The following is a 21,942-nucleotide window of genomic DNA, read 5'->3' on the forward strand; positions in this document are numbered from 1 at the left end:
GAGTCTATCTCGAATCGCTATCCAATCCACACACTCAACACCCCGGCAGCCAAAGCGACCAGTGCCGTATTCAAACACACCAGCGCAAAGCCAAACCTGACCAATTCACTCTCTTCTTTGGCCTGTGTTTTCGCTAACCCCAGAATCAACATGACGATGGACAGCGAGCCCAGTGCCGCATGCCCGGCCGCGCTGTTTTGCACCGCTGCCAACAACAGACGCGAAGACTCGGGCAGCATCGCGATGGCGGGCATAAAGATCGCGTTGCCGCCGACGTTCGACCCGGTCATGTAGCCTGACAGCGCACCCAGCAGTGCAACCAGCGAGGTCGCGGCGCTGGGCGATAGACCTGAGAGCAATTGCATCAGGCCTGCGAGAAAACCGGCCTTGACCATCATCTGCGACATCGCCAGAAAGAAGAAAATCGTCAGCAACGGCCGTTTGGCTCGGGCAGCCAATCCGCTCAGCATGCCGCTGTCGGTAACGCTTTCTCGCCTGTGAAAGCTTAACCCGATCAACACCAGAATCAGTGCCACACCGGGTGACGCCAGTGGTTTCCAGCTGACCTGAGCACCTTGCACCACCCAGTGATTTTGCCAATCAGTGATTGCCCACAACACTTTCAGCGCGACGATGCTGAGGATCAACAACAGATACGGCCAGGTCTGACGTGGCCAATGCAGCTCATCGCGTTCGCTCGTGTTGCGAGACCGTCGCCATAGGCCGGCGGACAGTGCAGCGGTCGCCGTCACCAGACCTGCGGCAACACCGGCGACTTCCGGCCCCAGCCAGCGACTGGTGCAATACAACACGCTGATGAAGATCAACCAAAACGCGCCCAGCGCCCGCCATTCCTGCCATTGCCGCGCACCCGCCAGATACAACGCCAACGCTGCCAATCCGAGGAAAACCAGCGCACTGGTCAGCGCCGACGTCTGCGCCAGCATGGCGGCATCCAGATGCGCCAGCGAAGCGCCAATCACCGAGGCCAGGCCCAATGTGCCCCACGGCATGATCGCCATCCCGGTAAGCGCAATGCGCAAGGCAACCCGGCGTTCGAATAGACTTAACAGCAGCGGCACCGTCGCAATCAGCGACACACCGAAACCGGTCATCGCCTCCAGCAACGGCGCCAGCCCGAGCACGATAAACACCACTTGATCGCCGCGCCCCAGTCCCAGCGAACGCACCCATTGGCTGACGGCTAAATTGACGCCCAGCCGCTCGATCACCATCACAAACGCCAGCCCCGGCACAAGCACGAATGCAGTGCTGGCGAACAACACGGCGGTGTCTTGAGCGGCGCCCAGCAGGCTGCTCGATTGCCAGGCATCAGCTGCGCCTGCAATCCAGAGCACCATCACCAGCAGCGTGCCAGCGACAGCGGCCTGAACCGGAGGCCGGCGTAGCACGACCAACATGGCGGTCACCAGCAAAACAGGGGAGAGATGAAACAGTGCGTCCATGGCCAACATTACCCTGTGAAAGTTCTCGATCAGTCGGCGAATGCCGACTGCGAGCAAGATAATATTTCGCACGACTGGATAAAGGTGCGCAGTTTTCTGCTAGTTTTCGAGAAATTTTCTCGCGAGCCTGACATGGTCAAAAGCGCCGCTGCACCTCAATCACTGGATAAATTCGACCGCGCCATCCTCGAACTGGTGCAGCGCGACAACGCCATGCCGCTGCGCCTGATGGCCGAGCAGGTCAATCTGTCCACGGCGGCGGTTCAGCGCCGCATCAAGCGGATGGAAGAGGCGGGCGTGATCACCGGCAATGTCGCGGTTGTCGACCCGAATGCCGTGGGTCGACCGATCACCATCATTGTCGAGGTGATGGCAGAGCGCACCAGCATTGAGGCGCTGGAGGCAATGAAAGCGCACTTCCGGGTGCCCGAGGTTCAGCAGTGCTATTACGTCACCGGCGAGGTGGATTTCGTGCTTGTACTGACAGTCGCCAGCATGCAGGAATATCAGGCGCTGGCGCGGCGATTGTTTGCCGAGAACACCAACGTAACGTGGTTCAAAACCATTGTGGCGCTGGATCGGGTGAAGGTCGGGCTTGAGGTGCCGGCGGGTTGATGCGGCGCGGCTGAAAAAGCTATCGCGAGCAGGCTCACTCCTACAGTTTGAAATGCGTTCCCCTGTAGGAGTGAGCCTGCTCGCGAAGGGGACAGTCGGGCCACCGCGAAATCCGCCGCTTCCGACAAAGCCGAACCACCGGCACCTGCGGCGCAACCGCCAGACGATTCGCTTGAGATGTCCGCAGCCGTTGGGCAAACTCCGCCGTTTGACTGGCCGCCACACCTTCGCGAAGGGTCGCACACCGCCAAAAGCCGTCGCTCGAAGGAGTCTTTTGTTGAACCACAACACCTTGTCCCAACGCCTGGAACGCGTGGCTACGCACGTGCCGGCGGGCGCACGCCTGGCCGATATCGGCTCTGATCACGGCTATTTGCCGGTGGCGTTGATGCGCCGTGGCGCGATCACCTCGGCGGTAGCGGGCGAGGTCGCGTTGAGGCCTTTTCGCGCCGCTGAACGCACCGTGCGCGAAAACGATCTTGAGCAACACATCACCGTGCGCCATGCCAACGGTCTGGCGGCGATCAAACCGGGCGACGCGATCACTGCGCTGACGATTTGCGGCATGGGCGGCGAGACGATTCGCGACATCCTCGACAGCGGTAAAACCCATCTCAGCGGTGAAGAGCGTTTGATCCTGCAACCCAACGGCGGCGAGCAGCCGCTGCGTCAGTGGTTGATGGACAACGGCTACACCATCCGCTGTGAAGAGCTGCTGCACGAAAACCGTTTCTACTACGAAATCATCGTCGCCGAACGTGCTGGACCAGTGGCTTACACCGACGAAGAACTGTATTTCGGTCCCTTGCAAATGCGCGCCCGCAGCGCGGCGTTTCTGAGTAAGTGGCAGCGCAAGTTGAAGTACAAGCAGAAAACCTTGGCGCAGTTCGCCCATGCGCGCGATGCAGTGCCCGAGGCAAAAGTGCAGGACACCGCTCGGCAGGTGCGCTGGATCGCTGAACTGTTAGCGTGAGCGGCAAAACCGATCGGGACGGCACGCCTCAAATGCATCCGATACGCGGCCCTCGCCGATCACCACAATGCGTTTGCATGCTTCATTACCCATTTCAACGTCCCTGTACGCAGCGAAAAAAGTTCGAACTGATGGGTGATTGTAGCGTCCACCCACAGAGGCAACGCATCGCGCGCACATTCGCGGCGATGGCAAATTCATTGTTCAGGAGACGATCATGAAGAAAATCTGCGCGTGTCTGGGGATCTGCAGCGTGATGCTGCTGCAAGGTTGTTACGAGGGTTCCAACGATGCTCCCAATAAGGAAGGCGACAAGAGCAAAGCGTCACTGCAAATACAGCAGGACAAGCCTGAAGACAGTAAATGAATCCGATGGGTGAGGGAGCAATCTCCCTCACCCTCTATCGGTTTAGCGGCTGGAATTAGAGGTCGCGCCATGGGTGATGTGCTTGGGCCCCGCCAACGCCCAGGCAATCAAACCGAACAACGGCACAAACACGATCAGCACGATCCACACGCCCTTGGTACTCGATTTCCCCTCGCTTTTGCGCACCCGATTGATGGCCCAAAGCTCGATAAGCAGAAGAACTGCCGCCAGTACGATCCACACGGTTTCGATATGCATTGGCTACCTCCTGATGGTCTATGCGTTAGGTGGCCTTAGGTGCGTTGGGTTCATTTATTTTGAGGAATGCCTGATCACACGGTCGACTCCAGCGCAGCGTGGTCGCTGACCACGTTTGCCCGCGCGTGTTGAAAGCGCAAAAAATCCTCGACCGGCATCGCTTTGCCAAACAGCCAGCCCTGACCGAAGTGCACACCATTGGCGCGCAAGTAATCCCGTTGTGCCTCGGTTTCGATGCCTTCGGCGACGATCTTCAATTGCAGACTCTTGGCCATCTCAATGATGTGGCCGGTGACCGATCCAGTCGCTGCATCCTGTTCAATGTTGTCGACGAACGATTTGTCGATTTTCAGCACGTCCAGCGGCAGCCGTTGCAGGTGTTGCAGGCTGGAGAAGCCTGTGCCGAAGTCGTCGATCGCGGCCAGATAACCCAGCTCGCGGGCGTGATTGACCGTGGCGCGGGCGGCGTCGATGTCGAGGAAACCGCGTTCGGTGGCTTCCAGCCAGATCTGATTCTGCTGCACACCAGCCTTGTGCAGCGCAGCCTCCAGGCCGGGCAGGAAGCGCCCGCTGCTGACGTCCCTGGCTGCGAGGTTGATCGCCACGTGCAGGCCGCGCTCCTTGACCAGCAAGGGGCCGATGTCGCGCATCACCGAATCGATGACTTGATCGGTGATTGGCAGAATCAGGCCACTGCGTTCGGCCAGCGGAATGAACGCGTCGGGGCAGACCATCGAGCCGTCGGGATGCTGCCAGCGCACCAGGGCTTCGGCACCGACACAGGCGCCATCGCTGAGGCTGACAATCGGTTGATAGTGAACGACGAATTCGCGATTACGCACCGCCAGTTTCAGCTCGGCCAGCGGCGACAGGCGTTGGCGTGTGCGGCGCACGATCAGCAACACCAACAGGCCGGCGAGCAAACCGCCGATGGGCAACAGCAGCATTTCCCGGCGAACCAGTCCTTGCATCAACTCATGCCGGGAGATCGCGGCAATCGCCACCCAGTCACCGCTGTGCACGAGGGTGTAGAGGTAACCTCCGTCCAGAGCCGAATGCGAACCTGAGTGCACGCGGCTGAGAAAATGCTCCGCTCCCGGTCGCGAGGCGCTGACCAACTGGCCCGCTGCGGTGCCGACCGTCAGGTGCATATCCTCTTCGAGCATCACATGAAGAAATTGCGCGGGGTCGACCAGCACATTGAACGCCGCGTATTGCAGCGCCATCATCGGCTTGGCCGGGACGATGCGCGACTGCACACCGAGCGACACGCGCACGCCGTCGGTGGTGGTGAAGTCTTCCGGCCATGGCGTTGCGTGGTGTCCGACCGGGCCCCAGGAACCGCAGGCGTAAATCTCTTGCTCGACATAACCGACTGACTTCACTGAAAAGGTGTTGATGGTCAGCAGGCGCATCTCGTCGATGCTCTCGGGTGTGCAGGGCGCCAGGCTCGAGCCGGCGATAGTTTTGAGGGCGCTGGCGGCTTCGTTGAACGTGCCGCTGGCCCGACTGGAGGCGACGGCCGCGAGGGTTTCCAGACGTTGTTGCGCGGCGTGCAGATTGAGTACCCAGGCCAGATAACCCATCAACAATACGGGAAGCAAGACACACGGAAACCCCAGGAGAATGCTCCCCCAGACGATGCGTTTTTTATTCATTTGTCGCCACCTTGGCCCAAGGCCTGTGACGTGCGCACAGCACGGCTGTCTTCCAGCAAGGACAGATTACGGCGGCGCTGGCGGGCAAATATTGCTGTGGATCAAAAAGCGTGATGAATGGATTAAGCCGATAGGAGGGGGCGCGGTTTTGCTCATTCTTTGGAAATAACTACTAAGGTCTATTTCTGAGTCATCTCGCAATACTCATTTGGCGCCAACGGCGGCCAGCCAGTAGCCGCGCAGGTTGAACAGGGAGGTTTTCATGCAAAGCGCTTGTGTGCGTCCATTCAGCGGGCATGCCCCGCACTTTCTTCGCAGTGCCTTGCTAATTGCCATGGCCAATGCCCTGACCCTAACCGATGCTTACGCCGCCTGTGGGCCGCTGGCTGCTGGCGCCTATAACGTCTCGCAAACCTGCACGCCGGCTGCCGGTATCGACGCCACGATCAGCACGCAAGCGGGCACGAGCATCACCACCACGGCCGGCGCCTCGGTGCTCGTTCGTGGCAACAACAGCAACTCGGCGCTCAGCCTCAGCGGCACGACCGTTGACAGCACACCACCGACCGCCGCCAACGCAGTGTTTTCCAATGTCATCGGCACGACCGGCAACGCGACGCTGACCGTCGATGGCGACACCAACACCGTCAACATCGGCGGCAGCGGCCTCGATGCGCTGGCGATCACCAATGCCGGCGCGGGTTCTTCGACGGTCACGGTGACGTCCGGCACTACCCTGAACATCCTCAACACGGTCGTAGGCAACGAGCATGACGGCATCGACGTCAACGGCAGCGGCGGCGGGGCGATCAATGTCAGCCACCAGGGCAATGGGCAGATCACCCTGCTGGGCGGTAACGGAATCTGGACGAAGGCCACGGGCAGCGGCGACAACAACGTCAACGTCGGTGCCGGGGTGAACATTCTGGTGAACAACGACGATGCGCTGTCGGCCGGTCTGCCGATCATCGACGACACCTTGCCGACCGCTGGCGTCGGCAATCACGCCGGGGTGCATACGCGCGCGATCAATGGCAACACCACCGTGGTGAATGCGGCCAGTGTTCAGGGACTGGGCATGAACGCCTTCGGCATCTTCACTGAAGGCGGCGCTGGCAACACGCTTCTGAGCAACAGTGGCACGATCAATACCGACGGCCTCAACGGCTTCGGCATTCGTGCGATTTCGACCGTTGGCAGTATCAATGTCGTCAACAACGGCGCCATCACTACCACTGGCGGCGGTGGCCACGGGATTTACGCCAACGACAATACTGGTGGGCTGGGTTCGATCAGCATCGAGAACAATGCGCCGATCAACGTCGGCAACATCGCCAGTAATGTCGGTGCGCGGGCGATCTATATCATCAAGCGCGGTACCGGCGATGTCACCGTCACGGGCAGTGGCGATCTCACCGTGCTCGGCGCGCAGAGCACCAATCGCGCTTACGGCATCATCGTCAGCGCCGAACAGAATAATGTGCTGATCGATTACTCCGGCAACATCACCGCCAGTGGTTTTGGCGCGGGCGGCATTCGGGTGGATTCCACGGGAGGCAACGTCCGGGTCAACTATTCTGGCGATCGCATCGAAACCTTCAACAGCAATGCCAACGGCATTTACGCTTCCACGCAAGCGCCAACGGGCACGGTCGACATCAGCGCCAGCGGCACGATCATCACGCACTCCGACGCGGGGACGGGTGACGGCAGTGGCATTGGCTCCTTTGGATTGCAGGCGCTGACGCTGGGCGGAAATGTCAGCGCGGTGTTCACCGGCACGCTGATTGACGTCAACGGGGCTGGCGCGGCGATTCTGGCCGGTAGCGCGTTCAACGGCGGCACGGGCGCGGGCACGGTGAATATCAGCAATAGCGGGCAACTGATCGCTCGCGGTGATCAGCAGCGTGGCATTCGCACCTTGTCCGGCGACGGTACGCAAACCATCATTAACACCGGCTCGATTCAAACGCAGGGCGCCAGCAACAGTCAGGGGATTCTGGCTGAAGCCTCGGGTGCAGCGAATGTTTCGGTCACGAACAGCGGAGCGATCACCTCGCGAGGGACGAATTCATCGGGCATCGCCGCGTTGACCGAGGGCGGCGTTGCCAACGTCAGCAACAGCGCAACGATTCAGGGGGGCTGGGCCGACAGCAGCGGTATCGCCTTGGGTGGTGCGACGCAATCGCTGAACAACACCGGGGTCATCGGTGCGCTCAGCGATGTCGCGGTGCGTGGCGATGCGACCACGCCCGGCACGACATTTACCCTCGACAACATTGGGCAGATGACCGGCTCGGTGAACGCAGTGAGTGCGGCGAGCACGGTGGCCAACAGCGGCACCTGGACGCTGCGCAATTTTACCGATTCAACCGGCAGCGGCACGCGGGACACGTGGGGTGTGGCGACCAGCAACCTCGGTACTTCGGGTGCCAGCAGTATCGACAACAGCGGCGTGATCCGTCTGGCAGAGCAACCGGCAAACGGCATCGTTAATTTCAGTAGCAGTGGTGCGTATCTGCCGTTTGGGCAGACGTTCAACACGCCGACCGCGAGCGGTGCGGTGCAGGGGCAGTTGCTCGGCGTTAATCGCTTCACCAACAGCGGCACCCTCGATCTTCCTGGCGGCGGCAACACCGTCGGTAATGTGCTGCTGATCAGCGGCGCATCCACGCCGGGCACTAACGGTGGCGGGGTGTTCGTCTCCAATGGCGGTCGCTTGCTGCTCAATACCACGCTGAATGCGGGAGGTGCCGACAGTCGTTCTGACATGTTGGTGGTCGACTCGATCGCGACCGGTAGCGGCGGCGCCACGGGGCTTGCGGTGCGCAATGTCGGCGGGCAGGGCGCGGTGACGCAGGGCAACGGTATCGCGGTGGTCGAGGCGCTCAACAACAGCGCCGGGGCCGGTGATGCCAATGCGTTTCGCCTGGCGAGCCGCGTGGTCGCCGGGCCGTATGAGTATCGCCTGCAGCAGGGCGGCGATGATGGCAGTGCGCGCAACAGTTGGTTCCTGCGTTCCGACGCGCCCGTGCCGGATGGGCCGCCAGAGCCGCCTGCGCCTCCGACGCCTCCAGATCCGGATCCAACGCCCGATCCCGACCCGACGCCAGACCCCGATCCAACACCTGCACCTTCACCTGCCCCGGTGCCCAACTATCGCCCGGAAGTTTCTCTGTACGGTGCGGTACCCGCATTGGCGCTGGTTTACGGCCGGACGATGGTCGACACCCTGCACGAGCGCGTGGGCGAAGAACGCCTGAACGCCGGCGATCCACTGCCCAAGGAAGATGAATCGACGACGACACCGTCCATGGGCTGGGGCCGGGTGATTTATCGCAGCGGCAAGCAGGATGGCGATCGCAAAAACGCCCTGGGCAACACACCGGAATATAACTATGACCTGACAGCGTTTCAGGTCGGTACTGACCTCTATCGCAAGGTCAGAACTGACGGCAGTCATGAGCAGGCCGGTATCTCGCTGTCGGCGGGCACCATCGACGCGGGCGTCAGCCATTACACCCGTCGCAACGCCGGGGAAGACACCTTGCGTGCTTATGGTTTGGGCGCCTACTGGACGCACTTCGGCCCGTCGGGCTGGTATCTGGATGGCGTGTTCCAGGTCAATCGCTTCGACGTCGAAGCCAAACCGAGCAATTTGCCGAAACTGAAAACCCGTGGCTGGGGCTACACCGCTTCGCTGGAGAACGGCTACCCGTATGAGTTCGACAAAAACTGGTACATCGAACCGCAATTGCAGGCGATCTACAGCTACGTCGACCTCGATAGCAGCGACGACGCCGGCGCAAAAATCCGCTTCCGCGACGTCGACTCATTGATTGGCCGCGCGGGTGTGCGCATCGCCAAGGATTGGGACACCGAGGGCGTCGACAAAAGCGTACGACGCACCAATGCGTGGATTCGACCGAGTGTGTGGCACGAATTCAAAGGGCAGCCGAAGACCGAGTTTTCTTCGGAGACGGGTTACATCCCGTTCGAGTCGGATATTCAGGGCACGTGGGGCGAAGTGAATGTCGGGGTGGACTATCAGGCGAATCGGCGTACGACGTTTACCGCTTCGGCGGGGTATCGCCAAGGGTTTGATGGCGACAGTCATGGGTATGACGCGATGCTAGGGTTCAAGATTAATTTTTAGCGTACACCCACTGTGGGAGCGGGCTTGCTCGCGAAAGCGGTCGTCCTGCAACAATGATGCTGAATGTGCTATCGCCTTCGCGGGCAAGCCCGGCTCCCACAGGGGGCTGCGTCGTACACAAAATCCGCCTACATCACATAACTGTAGGAGCCGAGCTTGCTCGCGAAAGCGGTGTGTCTGCCACGGAGGTGTCGAGCCTGCCGCCGTTATCGCGGGCAAGCCCGGCTCCCACAGGATCCTGCGTCGTACACAAAGTCGGGCTGCTTCACAAAACTGTAGGAGCCGAGCTTGCTCGCGAAAGCGGTGTACCTGCCACAGAGATGCCGTACCTGCCTCCGTCTTCGCGGGCAAGCCCGGCTCCCACAGGGGGCTGCGTCGTACACAAAATCCGCCTACACCACATAACTGTAGGAGCTGAGCTTGCTCGCGAAAGCGGTGTGTCTGCCACGGAGGTGTCGAGCCTGCCGCCGTTATCGCGGGCAAACCGGCTCCCACAAGGTGCTGCGTCGTACACAAAATCCGCCTACACCACATAACTGTAGGAGCCGAGCTTGCTCGCGAAAGCGGTGTGTCTGCCACGGAGGTGTCGAGTCTGCCTCCGTCTTCGCGGGCAAGCCCGGCTCCCACAGGGGGCTGCGTCGTACACAAAATCCGCCTACACCACAAAACTGTAGGAGCCGAGCCTGCTCGCGAAAGCGGTGTACCTGCCACGGAGGTGTCGAGCCTGCCGCCGTCATCGCGGGCAAGCCCGGCTCCCACAGGGTGCTGCGTCGTTCACAAAATCCGGCTACACCACAAAACTGTAGAGCTGAGCTCGCTCGCGAACGCGGTAGACCTGCCACAGAGATGCCGAGCCTAGACCGGATCTGGCGGCGCGGGTGCTGTGATCAGCCCTTGTACGGCAGGTTGCGCATGGTCACCAGCGCCGTGGCGCAAAGCGTTTCCTTGCCATCCTTGACCGCAAACAGATCAGCCGCCGCCACGGTGGTGTTGTTCGACGCATTGATCACCCGCCCTCGGGCGAGCAGTTTTTCGCCGTCGGCCGGGGCGATCAACTTGACCGTGAAATCCGTGGTCATGTTGATCCAGCCCGGCGGCAGCAATGTGCCCGCCGCCGAACCGCCGGCAAAGTCCGCCAGCGCACCAATGATCCCGCCCTGAAAAAAACCATTGTGCTGAGTGAGTTCTTTGCGCGTCGGCTGCTCGATTTCGCAGTGACCGGGTTTGAGGTAGTTGAAGTGAAAACCCAGCAGTTTCGCCGCCGGCATGCTGAGCACAGCGGCGGGCACGTGCTTGTCGTAATCGGGGTTGCTGGCGGTGAAATCTTCCATGGTATTGATCCTTGTCGTGACATGAGTCACTGGGTATAGCGGTTCGCCGGCAGAAACCAAGGTTCGTGCGGGTTAATAAGGCTTTTGAATATCCTCCGATAACGCGATGCGGTGGGTTACGCCTGCGTTGAAGGCTTTGAGGAAACGCCGTTCGTGATCGGCACTGGGCAACAGGCAGGTGTCGTACTTGCCGAACAGTCGATAGCGATTGCGCGCGATGCGGTCGTAGGCCCAATCGCGCAACACGCGCGGGAAGATGCGCAGCAGTCTTAGCGGTTGCCAGCGCCCGGGCAACTGGCTGATGACTTCGAAAAAAGCCTCCGAACGTTCCCAATAATGCCGGTCACGAATCACCGCCATGGTGTCGAACTGATCAATCGGCAACCCCGCCCATGCCAGCAGCGCCTGACCCTCGGGCGATTGCACCGCCGCCAGCCGCACGCGGCGTTGCTGATCATGACGAATCAAGAAACGCGCCCAGCCGTTGCACAGTTTGCACACGCCATCGAACAGCACCACGGTTTCACCGGGTTGCAGCAAGGGCGCGGGGGTAGGGCGGGTTTCTGTGGCAGGCATAGGGGCTGATTCTTGGCAGAGGGGCACGTCGGATCATAGCCGGGTGTTGGGTGAATCAAAAGATCGCAGCCTTCGGCAGCTCCTACTTGGATCGGCATCTAACCCTTTGGGGGTACTCCCTCAGCGTGATAGGAAGTTTCGCCACGATCCGCATACTGGTCGCACCTTTGACAAAGCCTTGCTTCCTGGCCAGGACGCTATATTCCGAAAGGTCTGACAATGAAACTAGAACTCGTACAGCTGGCAGGACGCGATGGCGATGTCGCGCACAATCTGCAACGCATTTTGCAAACGATCGCCGACTGCCAGCCGGGCACCGACATCGTGGTGTTTCCCGAGGCGTACCTCACCGGTTTTCTCGGCCATGACAACATTGCCCGACTCGCTGAAAACCTCAGCGGGCCAAACGTGCAGACGATTTGCACCGCCGCCCGCGAACGCGATATCGCGGTGGTGGTTGGCCTGATCGAACGCGACGGCGAGCGCCTCTACAACACCACACTGTTCATCACCCCAGAAGGCATTGCCCTGAGTTATCGCAAAACCCATCTATGGGTTGGCGAGCCTGAATTGGTGTTACCCGGCGACCGCTTCGCCACCGTGCAATGGCGCGGCGTGCGCATCGGTTTGTTGATTTGCTACGACATCGAATTCCCGGAAAGCGCCTGCGCACTGGCCGCGCTCGGCGCCGAACTGATCCTGATCACCGACGGCAACATGCAGCCCTACGGCCACGTTCACCACACCGCCGTGGCCGCCCGAGCTCAGGAAAATCAGCTGTTCGCCGCCATGGTCAATCGCGTCGGCGATGGCGTTGGCGAAGTGTTTGCCGGCGGCAGCACCGTCGTCGATCCCTTCGGCCAGCGCCTTTTCGAAGCCGGCGCGGAGGAATGCCGGCATGTCATCGAACTGGACATGACGCGCATCGCCCCGGCCCGCGCGCTCTACGACTATCGCGCCGAGAAACGTTTGAAACTCGCCGCTGACATCACCGAACACCCGGACGGTCGCCGCGAGCTGCTGATCCCCTGAACCTTGCGCTATCCATAACAACAATGTCGCGGCGAACGGCCAAGCGATGGCCGATTCCCCAGGAGCTCCTATGAAACTCAAGCGTTTGCTGCACCTTGGCGTGTTCACCGTTTGCGGCTTGGTGGCGGCCGTCAGTTCGGCGCAGGGCCCCACGGTGAACTTCTACAACTGGTACGACTTCATCGCGCCGGAAGCGCCAAAAGACTTCGAGAAAGAAACCGGCACACCGATGCTGCTCGACACCTTCGACAGCGCCGATGTCATGCAAAGCAAGTTGATGGTCGGCCGCAGCGGCTACGACGTGGCTGTGGTGACCAACAGCGCGTTGCCCAACCTGATCAAGGCCGGCGTCTTGAAGGAGCTCGACAACAGCCAGTTGAGCAATCGCTCGAACCTCGATCCGGACATTCTCGCCAAGGTCGCGCAAAACGATCCCGGCAACCGCTACTCGATCCCGTATCTGTGGGGCACCACGGGGATTGGTTATGACGTCGATCAGGTGAAGAAAATCTTCGGTGACGAGACACCAGCGGATTCCTGGGATCTGATCTTCAAGGAAGAAAACATCAAGAAGCTCAGCCAGTGCGGCGTGGCGATGCTCGACTCGCCGAGCGAGATCATCCCGATCACCTTGCACTACCTCGGCCTGCCGCCGGACAGCACCAACCCCGCCGACTACGAAAAAGCCGAAGCGCTGCTGCTGAAAATCCGCCCTTACATCACCTATTTCGACTCGTCACGCTTCATCACCGATCTGGCCAACGGCAACATCTGCGCGGTGGTCGCCTGGTCGGGCGGCGTGTACGACGCGAAAACCAGCGCCGAGCGGGCGAAGAATGGCCGACAACTGGCCTATCGCATTCCGCGCGAAGGCTCGTCGGTGTGGATTGAAAACCTGGTGTTGCTGAAGGATGCGCCGCACCCGGAGCAGGGCATGCAATTCATCAATTACATGCTGCGCCCCGAGGTCATTGCGAAAAGCACGAACTACCTGAGCTATCCGAATGGCAACAAAACGGCGCTGGCCTTCGTCAATGAGAACCTGCGGAACAATCCGGACATCTATCCGCCGGCCGCGACACTGGCGACGCTGTTTCCTTCACAGCCATTGCCGCTGAAGATCGAACGGGTGCGTACGCGGGTGTGGAGCAAAGTTAAAAGCGGCACTTAAGGCTCGTCATCTGGTGAGGGAGCAGACTCCCTCACCACCGTTACTGTGTTGTCCTTTGAGTCGCGGGATGGTTGGCGATGCCCTCTACATCGGCGGCGCCATCCGCGATCCGCGCCGTAATCCACTCACGACTATACGCCAGCACACTCTTCGCAAACGCTGTCGGAAAGTGAATGAAACCGTGCGGCGAGGATGGGAGCAGGTACACCTCGACCGGCGCCGATTTGATCCAGCGTTCAGCGATGTCGAGCGTGTCGTCACGCAGAGGATCCAGTTCACCGGCAAACAGCAACGCCGGCGGCATGCCGCTGAAATCGCCGTAGAGCGGTGAAAGTGGCGACTGTCGGCGTTGTTCATCGCTCATGTCCGGCGTCAGCATGCGCAGCGCTTCAACCATCCCCGGCCCGTCCAGCACCAGCGTATCTGCCCGCGCATTGCGCACACTCGGCGTTCCCGTCAGGTCATAAACGCCGTAGTACAACAGCGCCCCGCAGATTCGTTGCAGCAATGGCGGTGACTGTTTCAGTGCCAGCAAAGTCGCTGCCGCCAGATGACCGCCCGCCGATTCGCCGACGACGATAACCGGCAGGTCGGCAAACTCGTCCTCATTGAGCAACCAGCGTGCGGCATTTAGACAGTCCTCGAGCAGGCCTTCAATCGGCGTCGACACGGCCAGACGATAATCGACCGACACCACCGCGACGTCGCAGGTGTTGACCATGGCGATGTTGAAGTTGTCGTTCATCTGCGCGTTGCCGATGACCCAGCCGCCGCCATGAAAATCCAGCACCACACCTTTCGGCTGGCCTTTGGGGCGGATGATCCGAACCGGCACCGCTACGCTGCCGCCCTCAATCAGTTTTCGCTCAGCGGTAAGCCCATGCTCGCGCAATTTAGCAGCACCGCCGCCGACCTGACTCACCCGCAACAACGCCTGAATCAGCCTCGGCGTAAGCCGATTACGAATGCGAAAACGCGGCAACCAGGCGAGTTTTTTATTGAAGGCGTGCACCTCCGCCAACTCCCGCTCGCCCTGCGGCCACGGTGCTTTTCGAGTCAACCTGAAGCCGCCCATCAACGGTTATTACGCAGAATGGAGAAATTCAGCGCCGCCGCCACGCACAACCACACGAGGTACGGAAACAGGATCAACCCAGTGATCACATCCAGCCGCAGCGCCATCACCACCATTACCGCCACCACCAGCCACAGCAACACCAGAATCACCATCGCCGCCAACACCTGATGCGCGCCAAAGAACACCGGCGTCCACAGCGTATTCAACGCGATCTGCGCCGCCCACAACGCCAAAACCACCTGACTGCCAGGAATCAGCGTCAAGCGGTAACCGGCCCAGGCCAGCAACAGATAAATCACCGTCCAGGCCAGCGGAAATGCCCAGTTGGGCGGGGTGAAACGCGGTTTGTTCAGCGACGCATACCATTCGCCCGGTTTGAAAATCACACCGGTGGTTGCCGCCGCCGCGCAGGCCAGAAGAAAAATGAACAGAGTCATCGCCAGTCCTTAGCTGTGATCAGCTGGTTAGGGGAGGAGGGCCGAGTTGGCCGTGTTAGAGAGAAGACGCCTGGCGTGGCGAAAAGTTTGGAATTGTCTGCGGTTCAAGCACTGGCGGGTCAGCTACGCTCAGCGCAGCAGCGAATTTTGGCGAGGATAAAATGGACTTCATCCTGGATTTGATAGCCTATCGCATCGGCGTATTTGTGCTGAGATTGCTCAGTGGTGGTCGCTTCATGGGCGAGAGTGGATTTGCGTGGGGCTGGGCGGTGGCGGTGGGCGGGGTGATTCTGATCGCGCCATTCGTGGCGTTTATCGCGTTGCTCATTCATTACAGTGGCCCGTAGCGCTTGTCGGCTACGGGCCATTCCCGCTTAATCCTGATCCATGGCCTCGGCAATCCCTTGATCCTCACCGAGGAACCCACCGCTCTGATGGTGCCAAAGCCGTGCATAAATGCCGTTTTTGGCGAGCAGTTCGGTGTGGGTGCCTTGTTCGATGATGCGCCCGTCGTCCATGACAATCAGTCGATCCATCGCCGCAATGGTCGACAGTCGGTGGGCAATGGCGATGACGGTTTTGCCTTCCATCATTTTGTCGAGGCTTTCCTGAATGGCCACTTCGACTTCCGAGTCCAGCGCGCTGGTGGCTTCGTCGAGTAGCAGGATCGGCGCGTTCTTGAGCATCACTCGGGCAATCGCTACGCGTTGACGCTGGCCGCCAGACAGCTTGATGCCACGCTCACCGACCAGGGTGTCGTAGCCGCTGTGACCCTGGCGATCGCTCAGTTGACTGATGAACTCATCGGCCTGCGCGTTGGCGGCGGCAGTGCGAACTTGCGCATCGGTGGCATCGGGGCGGCCATAGGCGATGTTGTCGCGAATCGAGCGGTGCAGCAGGGATGTGTCCTGCGTGACCATGCCGATGGCGCTGCGCAGGCTGTCCTGGGTGACGTGCGCGATGTCTTGCCCGTCGATGCGGATCTGGCCTTTGTCGACATCATAGAAGCGCAGCAGCAAGTTGATCAGCGTGGATTTACCGGCGCCGGAGCGACCGACCAGACCGATTTTTTCGCCCGGACGAATGTTCAGGCTCAGGCCATCGAGCACTTGGCGTTCGCCGTTGTAGTTGAAGCTGACGTTGTCGAACGTGACCGCTCCGCCGGAGGTGACCAAACCCTTCGCGTCCTGCGCATCCTGCACTTTCGGGCTGCGCGTGAAAGTGGCCATGCCGTCCTGCACGGTGCCGATGCTTTCGAACAACGCGGTCATCTGCCACATGATCCAGTGCGACATGCCGTTGATGCGCAAGGCCATGGCGATGATCGCCGCCACGGCACCGGTGCCGATTTCGCCCAAGTGCCACAACCACAGCGCATAGCCGCCGGCGCTCATGATCAAGCCGACGACCAATGCCTGGTTGACGATCTCGAACTGGCTGACCAGGCGCATCTGACGAAAACCGGTCTGTTTGAAATCTTCCATCGCCGCGCGCGCGAAGTGCGCTTCACGGTTGGAGTGGGAGAACAGTTTTACCGTGGTGATGTTGGTGTAGGCATCGGAAATACGGCCGGTCATCGACGAGCGTGCATGTGCCTGTTCCTGGCCGACTTTGCCCAGACGCGGGACGAAATAGACCATGGCCAGGCCAAACAACGCGATCCAGCCAACGAACGGCAGCATCAGTTTCAATGCAAACCCGCCGGCCAGCGCGATGATCGCGATGAAATACACGCCGATGCCGGGAAGAATTTCGATCAGGGTGAACAGCACGTCACGCACGGCCAACGCGGTCTGCATCACCTTGGTGGTGACCCGGCCGGAGAACTCATCGGAAAAGAACGAAAGGCTCTGCCGCAGCATCAGCCGGTGGAAATCCCAACGCAGGCGCAGCGGCAAATTGATCGCCAGAATCTGGTGCTGCACCATCGTGCGCAGCGCGACCAGGCCGATGCTCGCCACCATGACGATGCCCATGCCCCACAACACGCGGGTTTCCTGCGCACCGGCTTCGCCACCAGCCTTCCAGGTCGAGAGCAGATCGACGACCTGACCGAGGAACGAAAACAGCCAAGCTTCGTAGATCGACACTGCGGCACTGAGCAGCGCAAACAGCAGGATATAGCCGCGCGCGCCGCGAGTGCAGGCCCAAAGGAACCGCGCCAGACCTGCGGGTGGTGGCGGTACTTCGTCTGGGGGGAAGGGGTCGAGTCTTTTTTCAAAAGCGCGAAGCATGGTGGTTTCCGAAACGATAAAGATGAGGGCGATTTTGCCACTTTAAGACTGCATCAGGGTCGGAAGCCGTCATTTACCGATGACTGATTTCGACCCCGACGCAGTGTGGCGCCTAATGGAGATGCCCGTTGCGCTGACCCTCAGGCGCGCTTTGGCAGTTTCCAGTTCGGCCGGATGAAGTGGCAGGTGTAGCCATTCGGGATACGTTCGAGGTAATCCTGATGCTCAGGTTCCGCCTCCCAGAATGGCCCCGCTGGTTCGATTTCAGTAACGACGCGGCCCGGCCACAGTTTTGATGCGTCGACATCGGCAGCGGTGTCTTCGGCAGTGTCGCGTTGCGCTTCGCTGAGGTAATAGATCGCCGAACGATAGCTCGGGCCGAGGTCGTTACCCTGACGGTTCGGCGTGCTCGGGTCGTGGATCTGGAAGAAAAATTCAAGAATCTGCCGATAGCTGATCACCGCCGGATCGAAGATGATCTCGATGGCTTCGGCGTGGTTGCCGTGATTGCGGTAAGTGGCGTTCGGCACGTCGCCGCCGGTGTAACCGACCCGCGTTTGCAACACGCCCGGATAACGCCGCAGCAGATCCTGCATGCCCCAGAAGCAGCCGCCGGCGAGAAGGGCAGTTTCGGTTTGAGTGGTCATGTCAGTGCTTCCTCTTGAGGGCATTGGTGTCTGCGTAGTTATGAGGGCGGGTTGGCGGATTCCAAGGAAAAAGGCACGGATTAGTTTTCCGTTCTTTCGACGGCGCTCACAAAGTGGTGCTCATCAACCCGCCGACAACACCGCTGCCGATCACGACCAGCCACGCGGGAAGCCGCCAAAACATCAACGCGATCAGGGCTGCCAGCGCCAGTCCGAAGTCTTCAAGCGTGAAAATGGCGTTCGTCCAGACGGGGTCGTACAGCGCCGTCAACAGCAAGCCGACCACGGCCGCATTGATCCCGGCAAGCGCAGCCCGCGTGCGCACGCTGCGTCGCAAGCGCTCCCAAAAAGGCAAAACCCCCGCGATCAATAAAAAGGACGGGGCGAAGATCGCCAGCAAGCAAAGCAGGCCGCCTGTCCAGCCGGAAGGTGTCTGGTTCATCGACGCTCCCAGAAACGCTGCGAACGTAAACAATGGGCCTGGAACCGCCTGAGCAGCCCCATAACCGGCAAGAAAGGTTTCATTACTGACCCAGCCGGGCGGCACCACCTCGGCTTGCAGTAGCGGCAAAACCACATGCCCGCCGCCGAATACCAGAGAGCCTGTGCGGTAGAAGGCGTCGATCATTGCCACGCTTCTGTCAGCGGTCAGTCCGGCTAACAGTGGCAGGCCAAACAGCAGTGCAAAAAATAGCGTCAGCCAGATTGCGCCGGACTTGCGGCTGATCGGAATTGGCAGTAAATCGTGCGCATCGCTTGGCCCGGGTTTGCACAGCATCACACCGGCAATTCCGGCAATGACGATCACGCTGACCTGTCCCCACGCAGACGGTTCAAGCATGGCGCCACACGCAGCAGTAACCATGAGAGCGATGCGCGTGAAATCAGGGCAGAGGTTTTTCGCCATGCCCCAGACCGCTTGGGCAACGACCGCGACAGCGACCACTTTGAGGCCGTGAAGGGCGCCGGGCCCAAGCGCGTCGGCATAACGGGAAACACCCAAGGCGAACAAAATCAGAAGAACGGCCGACGGCAACGTGAAGCCGGCCCACGCCGCCAGCGCTCCGCGATAGCCAGCGCGGGACATGCCCAATGCGATGCCCACCTGACTACTGGCCGGTCCTGGCAGAAACTGGCAGAGCGCTACCAGATCGGCATAACTGCGTTCACTCAGCCAGTGTCGTTTTGTGACGAACTCATGGTGGAAGTAACCCAAATGCGCGATGGGGCCCCCGAATGAGGTCAAGCCGAGGCGCAAGAAGATTGCCAGCACCGACCAGGCACTGCTGCGCGTTTCGTTAAAGGGTTGGGCCATTAATACGGTTACTCAGCAGGTTGCCCAGAGCTTTTTTCAAAGGTGTCTTCCTTGAGTGGAGCGTTTTCAGATGTTTTGAGGGTGAAGGGGCCAGCCGCGCCACCACAAACCTACTGTTTAGCAACCGGTATCTCGTCGAGGGCGCGATAAATCGGCAGCCCCAGTTGCACAGCCAGTTCTTCGATCAGATCGGCGCTCCCGGAGGTACCACCAACATGCAAAACCCCATCGCAGCGCTGCAACAGCGTCTTCGCATAGTCGCGATAAACCTCGCCACCCAAGCCTGTCGACGCCACCAACGGAAAATGCCCGGCCTGCAGCAACTCGCTACCAGTGGCCAGCGCTACCCGATCATCTGAACCACACACCACAATCGTCCGTGCCAGCGACGTCGGCATCACTTGCTTGAGGTACTGCAAAAGCATGATGGTCTTGCCATCCATGATCCGCCCGTCATCAATCATCGCCAGTGCTTCGGCAAACGGCAACTCCAGTACCTCGATGTCTTCGCCTTCCTCGGCCAGACCACCGCCATCGCTGATGCGATCCTGCGGCTGATACTCACCGACAAAAAAATGCAGGCGTTCAGTCACCGAGCCGGGGCTCATGAACGCTTCGTAGACCTTGCGCACCGATTGCACGCGATAGCCGGTTTCCTCTTCGGCCTCAAGGCGCACGCGCTCTTCAGGGCTGGCGTCATCCAGCAAACCGGCAGCTGTTTCGATCAGGTAGCCGTCATGGCCGTTGACGAACGTCGGGATGCGGAACTGACGGATGAGAATGACGGTGCGCTTAGCCAAATTATAGAGACCGATCGTGGCGCCATTGCCGCGATCGTAGACCTCGCGGGTGAGCGCCTGCCAGCTGCCGTCACGGCGTTGCAGTTCGAAATCGATTTTCTTCAGGATGTACCAGTTGTCCGAGAGCAGATGCTGAGCGACGATGCGCACATTGCGGTGATTCATGAACAAGCAGCCTTGCTGGAAATTTATGAATTAATAGCATACGTCTGCACGAACTTCGCTAATCGGGAGACACGCCTTGCACAGCCCCGTTGAGCAGGATGAGTTCGACGGCTTGATCGATGCTCAGTTGCGCCGTATCAACCGTCAGTGGTGCTGGCGACCAGGGTTCATAGTCATGATCAAGGACCGATTGCCACGAGGGTGGGATCAACCCCGGAACATCTGACTGCCGCTGTTCAACGCGCCGGCGGTGCTCTTGCGGGTCTGAGCAGATCACTTCGATATTCAGCAGCGCAGCGTTAGCACGGGCGGCAACATCGGCCCACGTTTGTCTGCTTTCTGCCACAGGATTGACGCAGTCGACGATGACAGTGTGACCCGGCCGAAGATTGCCTAGCGCCAGTTCAAGCGCAACAAAATAACCACTGCGGCCGACATCGCCTGCGAGAACGTCGGCGTTACGGATAGCTTGTTCAATCGTATCAATCCTCAGGTACGTGGCTTTTAACCGCGTCGCGACAGATTTGGCGAGGGTCGTTTTGCCGGTGCCGGGCAAACCGCTGAACACAATAAGCATGGGGAGCTCCTCAGCGTTGACTCAGCCATTCTTCGCGACTGATTTCCCAAAGATCCCGGGGCCAGCGGCCGCTGACGAAGTTACCTTCATCGCTGCCAATCAGGCGCATGCCGCTGCGTTCGGAGAGCCGGCGCGAGGCGATATTGGGCGCTGCTTTCGGCACCCGCATGAGCGGGCGATTCAAGGTTTCGAACCAATAATCGGTGACGGCGGCGCAGGCTTCGGTCATCAAGCCTTGACCGTGCCATGCCGGCGCGAGCCAGAGCCCACGGTTGTTGTCCTGCTCATCCATCAGGCTGATGTTGCCGATCAATTGTTCAGGTGCCGATTTCAGCCGCAGCGACCAATGCCACTCCTTGCCAGCGGCCATCGCCGGCAATGCAATGTCGCGCAGGTAGGTGAGGGCGCCGTCGGCGGGGTAGGGCCAAGGGACGAGGGCGTTCAGGTAACGCACCACTTCCCAGTGCGCAAATTGCTGCTGCACGGCATCAGCGTCGGCCAGTTCCAGCGGACGCAGGATCAGCCGTTCGGTGTACAACGTCGGTATCTCTTCCATAATCGTGCCGCCTCCTTGAGCATTGCTAATGAACGCCCAAGGCTAACCCATCTTTACCAGGTCGCGGCAGTGGCTTTCGGCAAACTCAGCTTGCCGCTGTCGACAAAACGCATGGTGCCGAACAAGCCGCCGGCGAGTTTGCCGCGCAGCACGTACGGCAGATTGTCGAGGGTTTGCGTCTGGCTGAGGCCGAGGGTTTGGCGCAGTACCGAGAACGCGGAAATGCTCACCGGAACGCTGACGATGGTTTCGGAGAAGCGCGGAATCGTGCCGCTCTGATCGCTCACGCCGGAGGCCAGTGAATGGCCGTTGACTTCCAGATCGAGGGCGATGCCGTTGTAGTCGATGGCGGTTTCGTTGGGGTTCTGCACGCGGATCTTGATCGCGAAGCGCACTTCCAGATCCTGGCTCGGCAACGGTTCGAGGCCGACCACGTTGATGTTTACCGGATCTCGGTTGGGAAACAGCGCGCAGGCACTGAGGGACAGCAACAGTAACGACAGAATGACGGCGTGGACGCGGCGCATAAA

The 21,942-nt window shown here is 60.2% G+C and carries 21 protein-coding genes; 7 read left to right on the forward strand and 14 right to left on the reverse strand.

Annotated elements, in window-relative coordinates; translation table 11 throughout:
• Nucleotides 1-17 precede the first annotated feature (17 nt).
• Entirely contained in the window at nucleotides 18-1,466 is a 1,449-nt protein-coding gene (locus ACIOMO_RS01610; RefSeq protein WP_401237676.1) for an L-lactate permease, read from the reverse strand.
• A gap of 132 nt (nucleotides 1,467-1,598) precedes the next feature.
• Between ACIOMO_RS01610 and ACIOMO_RS01615 the strand changes: the two genes are divergently transcribed.
• The 3 genes from ACIOMO_RS01615 (at nucleotide 1,599) to ACIOMO_RS01625 (ending at nucleotide 3,421) form a co-directional block, all read left to right on the forward strand.
• Nucleotides 1,599-2,081, forward strand: coding sequence for an Lrp/AsnC family transcriptional regulator (locus ACIOMO_RS01615; RefSeq protein ID WP_212546016.1), 483 nt, complete (start codon nucleotides 1,599-1,601; stop codon nucleotides 2,079-2,081).
• A gap of 277 nt (nucleotides 2,082-2,358) precedes the next feature.
• Nucleotides 2,359-3,054 (forward strand): tRNA (adenine(22)-N(1))-methyltransferase, encoded by a 696-nt coding sequence (locus tag ACIOMO_RS01620; protein ID WP_401237678.1) that lies wholly within the window; start codon nucleotides 2,359-2,361, stop codon nucleotides 3,052-3,054.
• Nucleotides 3,055-3,271: 217 nt separating this feature from the next.
• Nucleotides 3,272-3,421, forward strand: a complete 150-nt coding sequence (locus ACIOMO_RS01625) for a hypothetical protein (RefSeq protein WP_172680105.1) — start codon at nucleotides 3,272-3,274, stop codon at nucleotides 3,419-3,421.
• A gap of 42 nt (nucleotides 3,422-3,463) precedes the next feature.
• Here the strand turns inward: ACIOMO_RS01625 and ACIOMO_RS01630 are convergent, their stop codons facing one another.
• On the reverse strand, nucleotides 3,464-3,679 hold the full coding sequence (locus ACIOMO_RS01630) for a PLD nuclease N-terminal domain-containing protein (RefSeq protein ID WP_053119696.1): 216 nt from the start codon (nucleotides 3,677-3,679) through the stop codon (nucleotides 3,464-3,466).
• Between the two features lie 74 nt (nucleotides 3,680-3,753).
• Complete coding sequence (locus tag ACIOMO_RS01635) at nucleotides 3,754-5,337, reverse strand: EAL domain-containing protein (RefSeq protein ID WP_401237679.1); 1,584 nt, start codon at nucleotides 5,335-5,337, stop codon at nucleotides 3,754-3,756.
• Nucleotides 5,338-5,599: 262 nt separating this feature from the next.
• Between ACIOMO_RS01635 and ACIOMO_RS01640 the strand changes: the two genes are divergently transcribed.
• Nucleotides 5,600-9,493 carry an autotransporter outer membrane beta-barrel domain-containing protein gene (locus tag ACIOMO_RS01640; RefSeq protein WP_401237680.1) on the forward strand — a complete coding sequence of 1,298 codons (3,894 nt, stop codon included), beginning with the start codon at nucleotides 5,600-5,602 and terminating at the stop codon, nucleotides 9,491-9,493.
• 887 nt (nucleotides 9,494-10,380) lie between these two features.
• Here the strand turns inward: ACIOMO_RS01640 and ACIOMO_RS01645 are convergent.
• On the reverse strand, nucleotides 10,381-10,824 hold the full coding sequence (locus ACIOMO_RS01645) for a PaaI family thioesterase (RefSeq protein ID WP_053119755.1): 444 nt from the start codon (nucleotides 10,822-10,824) through the stop codon (nucleotides 10,381-10,383).
• A gap of 72 nt (nucleotides 10,825-10,896) precedes the next feature.
• A complete protein-coding gene (locus tag ACIOMO_RS01650; protein WP_401237681.1) occupies nucleotides 10,897-11,400 on the reverse strand; it encodes a thiol-disulfide oxidoreductase DCC family protein in 504 nt (167 codons plus the stop codon).
• Nucleotides 11,401-11,619: 219 nt separating this feature from the next.
• Between ACIOMO_RS01650 and ACIOMO_RS01655 the strand changes: the two genes are divergently transcribed.
• Nucleotides 11,620-12,432: a carbon-nitrogen hydrolase family protein gene (locus ACIOMO_RS01655; RefSeq protein ID WP_401237683.1), complete on the forward strand. Its 813-nt coding sequence runs from the start codon at nucleotides 11,620-11,622 to the stop codon at nucleotides 12,430-12,432.
• Between the two features lie 70 nt (nucleotides 12,433-12,502).
• On the forward strand, nucleotides 12,503-13,603 hold the full coding sequence (locus tag ACIOMO_RS01660; protein WP_212546009.1) for a polyamine ABC transporter substrate-binding protein: 1,101 nt from the start codon (nucleotides 12,503-12,505) through the stop codon (nucleotides 13,601-13,603).
• A gap of 40 nt (nucleotides 13,604-13,643) precedes the next feature.
• Here the strand turns inward: ACIOMO_RS01660 and ACIOMO_RS01665 are convergent, their stop codons facing one another.
• Together ACIOMO_RS01665 and ACIOMO_RS01670 are read right to left on the reverse strand one after the other, a co-directional pair.
• Nucleotides 13,644-14,678, reverse strand: coding sequence for an alpha/beta hydrolase fold domain-containing protein (locus ACIOMO_RS01665; protein ID WP_401237685.1), 1,035 nt, complete (start codon nucleotides 14,676-14,678; stop codon nucleotides 13,644-13,646).
• Nucleotides 14,678-15,118, reverse strand: coding sequence for a TspO/MBR family protein (locus tag ACIOMO_RS01670; protein ID WP_053119764.1), 441 nt, complete (start codon nucleotides 15,116-15,118; stop codon nucleotides 14,678-14,680). The genes ACIOMO_RS01665 and ACIOMO_RS01670 overlap by 1 nt, the downstream gene beginning before the upstream one ends.
• Before the next feature lie 161 nt (nucleotides 15,119-15,279).
• On the opposite strand from ACIOMO_RS01670, the gene ACIOMO_RS01675 reads away from it, so the two are divergent.
• Nucleotides 15,280-15,465 (forward strand): hypothetical protein, encoded by a 186-nt coding sequence (locus tag ACIOMO_RS01675; protein ID WP_401237687.1) that lies wholly within the window; start codon nucleotides 15,280-15,282, stop codon nucleotides 15,463-15,465.
• A 27-nt stretch (nucleotides 15,466-15,492) separates the two neighbouring features.
• Here ACIOMO_RS01675 and ACIOMO_RS01680 read toward each other — a convergent pair whose 3' ends face one another.
• From ACIOMO_RS01680 to ACIOMO_RS01710, 7 genes are all read right to left on the reverse strand, one after another.
• Nucleotides 15,493-17,352, reverse strand: a complete 1,860-nt coding sequence (locus ACIOMO_RS01680) for an ABC transporter ATP-binding protein (protein WP_401237688.1) — start codon at nucleotides 17,350-17,352, stop codon at nucleotides 15,493-15,495.
• A 140-nt stretch (nucleotides 17,353-17,492) separates the two neighbouring features.
• Nucleotides 17,493-17,999, reverse strand: coding sequence for a peptide-methionine (S)-S-oxide reductase MsrA (gene msrA / locus ACIOMO_RS01685; RefSeq protein WP_053119771.1), 507 nt, complete (start codon nucleotides 17,997-17,999; stop codon nucleotides 17,493-17,495).
• Between the two features lie 106 nt (nucleotides 18,000-18,105).
• Nucleotides 18,106-19,314 (reverse strand): chromate efflux transporter, encoded by a 1,209-nt coding sequence (gene chrA, locus ACIOMO_RS01690; RefSeq protein ID WP_401237690.1) that lies wholly within the window; start codon nucleotides 19,312-19,314, stop codon nucleotides 18,106-18,108.
• A gap of 110 nt (nucleotides 19,315-19,424) precedes the next feature.
• The gene (locus ACIOMO_RS01695) at nucleotides 19,425-20,279 is read right to left on the reverse strand and encodes an NUDIX domain-containing protein (RefSeq protein WP_401237691.1); all 855 of its coding nucleotides are present in this window, start codon (nucleotides 20,277-20,279) and stop codon (nucleotides 19,425-19,427) included.
• Nucleotides 20,280-20,337: 58 nt separating this feature from the next.
• On the reverse strand, nucleotides 20,338-20,856 hold the full coding sequence (locus tag ACIOMO_RS01700) for an AAA family ATPase (RefSeq protein ID WP_401237693.1): 519 nt from the start codon (nucleotides 20,854-20,856) through the stop codon (nucleotides 20,338-20,340).
• A gap of 10 nt (nucleotides 20,857-20,866) precedes the next feature.
• A complete protein-coding gene (locus ACIOMO_RS01705; RefSeq protein ID WP_401237695.1) occupies nucleotides 20,867-21,412 on the reverse strand; it encodes a GNAT family N-acetyltransferase in 546 nt (181 codons plus the stop codon).
• 53 nt (nucleotides 21,413-21,465) lie between these two features.
• On the reverse strand, nucleotides 21,466-21,939 hold the full coding sequence (locus ACIOMO_RS01710; protein ID WP_400644294.1) for an LEA type 2 family protein: 474 nt from the start codon (nucleotides 21,937-21,939) through the stop codon (nucleotides 21,466-21,468).
• Nucleotides 21,940-21,942: the final 3 nt, after the last annotated feature.

It is taken from the genome of Pseudomonas sp. NPDC087804 (assembly GCF_044742965.1).
Lineage (GTDB): Bacteria > Pseudomonadota > Gammaproteobacteria > Pseudomonadales > Pseudomonadaceae > Aquipseudomonas > Aquipseudomonas rustica.

Bases quoted from the DNA above. Each gene is read 5' to 3' on its own strand.
- ACIOMO_RS01675 (WP_401237687.1), top strand. From the start codon at position 15,280: ATGGACTTCATCCTGGATTTGATAGCCTATCGCATCGGCGTATTTGTG.
- ACIOMO_RS01695 (WP_401237691.1), bottom strand. From the start codon at position 20,279: ATGAATCACCGCAATGTGCGCATCGTCGCTCAGCATCTGCTCTCGGAC.
- ACIOMO_RS01635 (WP_401237679.1), bottom strand. From the start codon at position 5,337: ATGAATAAAAAACGCATCGTCTGGGGGAGCATTCTCCTGGGGTTTCCG.
- ACIOMO_RS01655 (WP_401237683.1), top strand. From the start codon at position 11,620: ATGAAACTAGAACTCGTACAGCTGGCAGGACGCGATGGCGATGTCGCG.
- ACIOMO_RS01615 (WP_212546016.1), top strand. From the start codon at position 1,599: ATGGTCAAAAGCGCCGCTGCACCTCAATCACTGGATAAATTCGACCGC.
- ACIOMO_RS01680 (WP_401237688.1), bottom strand. From the start codon at position 17,352: ATGCTTCGCGCTTTTGAAAAAAGACTCGACCCCTTCCCCCCAGACGAA.
- ACIOMO_RS01705 (WP_401237695.1), bottom strand. From the start codon at position 21,412: ATGGAAGAGATACCGACGTTGTACACCGAACGGCTGATCCTGCGTCCG.
- ACIOMO_RS01625 (WP_172680105.1), top strand. From the start codon at position 3,272: ATGAAGAAAATCTGCGCGTGTCTGGGGATCTGCAGCGTGATGCTGCTG.
- ACIOMO_RS01630 (WP_053119696.1), bottom strand. From the start codon at position 3,679: ATGCATATCGAAACCGTGTGGATCGTACTGGCGGCAGTTCTTCTGCTT.
- ACIOMO_RS01700 (WP_401237693.1), bottom strand. From the start codon at position 20,856: ATGCTTATTGTGTTCAGCGGTTTGCCCGGCACCGGCAAAACGACCCTC.
- ACIOMO_RS01710 (WP_400644294.1), bottom strand. From the start codon at position 21,939: ATGCGCCGCGTCCACGCCGTCATTCTGTCGTTACTGTTGCTGTCCCTC.
- ACIOMO_RS01650 (WP_401237681.1), bottom strand. From the start codon at position 11,400: ATGCCTGCCACAGAAACCCGCCCTACCCCCGCGCCCTTGCTGCAACCC.
- ACIOMO_RS01660 (WP_212546009.1), top strand. From the start codon at position 12,503: ATGAAACTCAAGCGTTTGCTGCACCTTGGCGTGTTCACCGTTTGCGGC.
- ACIOMO_RS01640 (WP_401237680.1), top strand. From the start codon at position 5,600: ATGCAAAGCGCTTGTGTGCGTCCATTCAGCGGGCATGCCCCGCACTTT.
- ACIOMO_RS01610 (WP_401237676.1), bottom strand. From the start codon at position 1,466: ATGGACGCACTGTTTCATCTCTCCCCTGTTTTGCTGGTGACCGCCATG.
- ACIOMO_RS01665 (WP_401237685.1), bottom strand. From the start codon at position 14,678: ATGGGCGGCTTCAGGTTGACTCGAAAAGCACCGTGGCCGCAGGGCGAG.
- ACIOMO_RS01645 (WP_053119755.1), bottom strand. From the start codon at position 10,824: ATGGAAGATTTCACCGCCAGCAACCCCGATTACGACAAGCACGTGCCC.
- chrA (WP_401237690.1), bottom strand. From the start codon at position 19,314: ATGGCCCAACCCTTTAACGAAACGCGCAGCAGTGCCTGGTCGGTGCTG.
- ACIOMO_RS01670 (WP_053119764.1), bottom strand. From the start codon at position 15,118: ATGACTCTGTTCATTTTTCTTCTGGCCTGCGCGGCGGCGGCAACCACC.
- msrA (WP_053119771.1), bottom strand. From the start codon at position 17,999: ATGACCACTCAAACCGAAACTGCCCTTCTCGCCGGCGGCTGCTTCTGG.